At 44.1% G+C, this 3,491-nt stretch carries 4 protein-coding genes and 1 pseudogene; 2 read left to right on the top strand and 3 right to left on the bottom strand.

Annotated elements, in window-relative coordinates; all coding sequences use genetic code 11:
- Both ACP45E_RS09585 and dnaQ read right to left on the bottom strand, forming a co-directional pair.
- The coding region (locus ACP45E_RS09585) for a TIGR03503 family protein (RefSeq protein WP_069584937.1) at positions 1 to 1,140 on the bottom strand (1,140 nt) is incomplete at its 3' end.
- A gap of 52 nt (positions 1,141 to 1,192) precedes the next feature.
- A complete protein-coding gene (gene dnaQ / locus ACP45E_RS09580; RefSeq protein WP_017038741.1) occupies positions 1,193 to 1,942 on the bottom strand; it encodes a DNA polymerase III subunit epsilon in 750 nt (249 codons plus the stop codon).
- A 56-nt stretch (positions 1,943 to 1,998) separates the two neighbouring features.
- On the opposite strand from dnaQ, the gene rnhA reads away from it, so the two are divergent.
- Positions 1,999 to 2,463, top strand: a complete 465-nt coding sequence (gene rnhA / locus ACP45E_RS09575; protein ID WP_017035089.1) for a ribonuclease HI — start codon at positions 1,999 to 2,001, stop codon at positions 2,461 to 2,463.
- Between the two features lie 72 nt (positions 2,464 to 2,535).
- On the opposite strand, the gene ACP45E_RS09570 is transcribed toward rnhA, so the two are convergent.
- Positions 2,536 to 3,291 (bottom strand): class I SAM-dependent methyltransferase, encoded by a 756-nt coding sequence (locus ACP45E_RS09570; protein ID WP_017035088.1) that lies wholly within the window; start codon positions 3,289 to 3,291, stop codon positions 2,536 to 2,538.
- A 39-nt stretch (positions 3,292 to 3,330) separates the two neighbouring features.
- Here ACP45E_RS09570 and ACP45E_RS09565 point away from each other — a divergent pair.
- Positions 3,331 to 3,491, top strand: a pseudogene (locus ACP45E_RS09565) (hydroxyacylglutathione hydrolase); the annotation flags it as partial.

Here is a 3,491-nt window from a genome sequence, read left to right as displayed (position 1 = left end):
TAAAATGGCCACAATATTGCCGACACCAATGATAATCATGCTGCGTGTTCGAGCCGCTTCCTTCTCTTCTTTGATTCGTAGCTCTTCGAGAAGTTGCTGCTGTTTTCTCTGTTGCTCTTCTTGAATCAACCGTGTTTTCTCAAAATCGATTTCCTCTAAAATATTATAACTTTGATCGGTCACCATAAACGCCAGCGGTCTACCTGTCGCCATATCCGTTGCAAACACCTTTCCTTGCCATTGATAGTGACCCACTTTGTCACTATTGGGTATCCAAAGATCCAGCTTTTCCGATTCTTCAATGGCACTGCCAGACACGGAGGTGAGTTCACCGTCACTATTGGCGTGGTCAATTTGTGCCGCCAAAGACCCAGGCTTGACCATACCCTGCTCTCCGGAGAGAATAATTTGGTGAGCCGTTTCAGCATCTCGAGATTGAATAAAGGTATGCTGAATCGGTGTTGGATAAACCAGCACCTCTTGCTCTTGAGCCCTTAAAAAGATGCCATTTCCTGATGTGATTCTTACCCGGTATTTACCTGGCTGCGAGGATATTGGTAAAGCCACGGTAAATATTCCGTCGCCAGGAAATTCATCAAGTCCTGTTCCATCATCAGAAAAGACACCCAAAACCTCAGGAACTGGCTTGGCTTCGCTGATCAAGTCCTGCTCATTTTCCACAAACTTCGTAAACGTCACTTTAAGGCTGATTCGATCAAGAAAATCCCTAAGAATCAGAGGTTCACCATCTGAGGTCAATTTCGCGGTGAATTTGATCTCTTCACCTTGGTATAAACGGGTTGGGAATGTATCGCTTTCTAACGCTAAATGAGAGATAAGTAAGATTCTATTTTTGGGCGTGACTTTGCCCACCGCTTGCCAAGGACCCGGCATAGGATCGTCAATGGAAATAATGTCCAGCGATGATTCTTGATACCATTGAACGTTGTCAGGACTTCGCCACGCATAATATTTTTTGCCATCGGGCCTAACCAACACAACGGGTTTAGAAGATTGTTCGCGATAAATGACAAAAGTGATTTGCTTTATCGTAGGATCCACTCGAAAACGATTATCGAGCAACGACATAGAAGATTCTTCACTGGCGACACTCGCACTAAAGCACAGCATCAAGCTCATGAACGTGATTAAAATCCTCAATGGTATTTCTCCTGTTTTTAGCAAGGGCTTATTACTTTAGCCAGAGGCAGTTGCCATTTTCTTGTACGATATCAAGCCTTTCTTGATGTGCTTTTACTTCATCGGCCGTTGCTAGTAAAACCTTTAGCGCTTTTCGGTCTGTGTTGATACGTTTTATCGTTACACCACTAATTCCACCTGCTTCAGAGCTAAATTGAAGCGACGTTTGCCCCCCCGTCATCGCCAAGTAGACGTCAGCTAGAATTTCCGCATCGAGCAAAGCGCCGTGAAGAATACGAGCTGAGGTATCAATCGTGTAGTGCTTTGCCAATGAATCCAGGTTCTTCCTAGCTGGCATGTTTGGCATGCGCTTCGCCATGGCGAGGGTGTCGGTGACCTCACAATAGTCCGTGGTTTGACCCACAGAGCTATCAAACATTCTGAATTCATGATCCATAAAGCCCACATCAAAGGGAGCATTGTGGGCAACTAATTCGGCACCTTTAATAAACTCAATAAATTCTTGATGTACTTCACTATAAGACGGCTTGTCTGATAAAAATTCATCGGTAATACCATGAACTTCTATCGCATCAGGCTGAATCTCACGGTCTGGCTTGATATAGACATGAAAATGCCGACCAGTGAGCTTTCGACCGATGATCTCGACAGCACCAATCTCTATAATACGGTGCCCTTGATAGGTAGGCCCACCTTCTCTATTCATACCGGTGGTTTCGGTATCGAGAACGATGATTCGTTTTTGCTCTACATTTTGCTCTAAATTGCTACTGGTATTCATATTTAATTATGTGTCAGACTATGCGAATAATATGCTTAACTCAATAGTATCAAATCATGACGAAACAAGTGGAAATTTTCACAGATGGTTCTTGTTTAGGCAATCCAGGCCCTGGTGGTTATGGTGTTGTATTACGCTATAAAGAAACGGAAAAAACACTCGCCAAAGGCTATAACCTGACCACCAACAATCGCATGGAGATGCTTGCCGCCGTTGTTGCTTTACAAACTCTGAAGGAGCCCTGTGAAGTGATACTTACCACAGATAGTCAGTATGTTCGCCAAGGTATTACGCAATGGATTCATAACTGGAAAAAGCGTGGCTGGAAGACGTCAGCGAAGAAACCTGTAAAGAACGCTGATTTATGGCAGGCTCTAGACAAAGAGACCGCGCGTCACACGGTCGATTGGCGCTGGGTTAAGGGCCATGCGGGGCACAGAGAAAACGAAATGTGCGATGAATTGGCACGTACCGCAGCCGAAAATCCAACAGAAGAAGATACCGGTTACGAAGCCGGTTAACGATTTAGATCACTGAGGACCTAAAATAAAACCAAGAAGCGGCGATTCTTGGTTTCTTACCTCAAACTCAAATCAGTTTTTATCTACCCAATTCTTCTGTACAACGCGATTCACTCGATAGTTAATACTGACTGGCGATAATCTTCGTTTTAATCGCCAGTGCGGCTTGATCGGTTTTAAAGGATAAGTACGCTTGCGCGCCACCACGAAATAAAGGCTTCCTAATGGGCTAGCCCAATCACCTAAACTGTTCTCACACCATGTCCACATCGGTTGATATTTTTGCATAGGGAACAGTGCAAATGTATCACTTTCAATCACCTGATAATTCAATAACCCTAACCAATCTTTAATTCGGTTCGGTGTGAACATTCGCCCGCTCCAAGGTAAATTATTTTTCCGCCATGGGAGGAATCGAGCAAAGCCGGTGATGCTGATCGGATTGAACCCTGTGAGAATGAGGTAACCATCATCAATCATCACTCTATCAACTTCTCGCAACATTCGGTGAGGATCGTTACAGTAATCGAGTTGATGAGCCATAATCACCGTATCAAAGCTTTTTTCCAAAAAAGGCAAATCATAACCGTCAGCGATCACATTATGCAGAGGGTTATGAACATCTAGATTGACTTGGTGTTGGATATTGCAGTGTTGACTTGCCAGCTCACAGCTTAAACCGCCCAGCTTCAACATATGATACCCAAATAACTTTGGACACCACTCATCAAGGCGTGTTTGAATAGCGTTGTTCACCCACTCGCCATTTTTAAGCTGAGACCATGAGTGTGGCTTTTCAAGCTTCTTTTCATTGCGTGCTGGATTCATTAATAACCTGCTTCAACCTAGGTGACGGGAGACTCAACCATGATACGTATCAAAAGCATACCTGCATTTAATGATAATTACATCTGGGTGATAGAAAATAGAGAAGGCCGTTGTGTTGTGGTCGATCCTGGTGATGCGAATCCAGTGCTGTCTTACTTAGAAGCGCATCAACTGACGTTAGACGCCATCCTAATTACCCA

Origin of the sequence: Vibrio genomosp. F10 str. 9ZD137 (assembly GCF_049974785.1) — a bacterium.
GTDB lineage: Bacteria > Pseudomonadota > Gammaproteobacteria > Enterobacterales > Vibrionaceae > Vibrio.
This window is presented reverse-complemented; position numbering and strand designations above follow the sequence as displayed.

Excerpts from the sequence above, each read along its gene's own strand:
- dnaQ (WP_017038741.1), bottom strand. The coding sequence starts at position 1,942 with ATGAATACCAGTAGCAATTTAGAGCAAAATGTAGAGCAAAAACGAATC.
- rnhA (WP_017035089.1), top strand. The coding sequence starts at position 1,999 with ATGACGAAACAAGTGGAAATTTTCACAGATGGTTCTTGTTTAGGCAAT.
- ACP45E_RS09570 (WP_017035088.1), bottom strand. The coding sequence starts at position 3,291 with ATGAATCCAGCACGCAATGAAAAGAAGCTTGAAAAGCCACACTCATGG.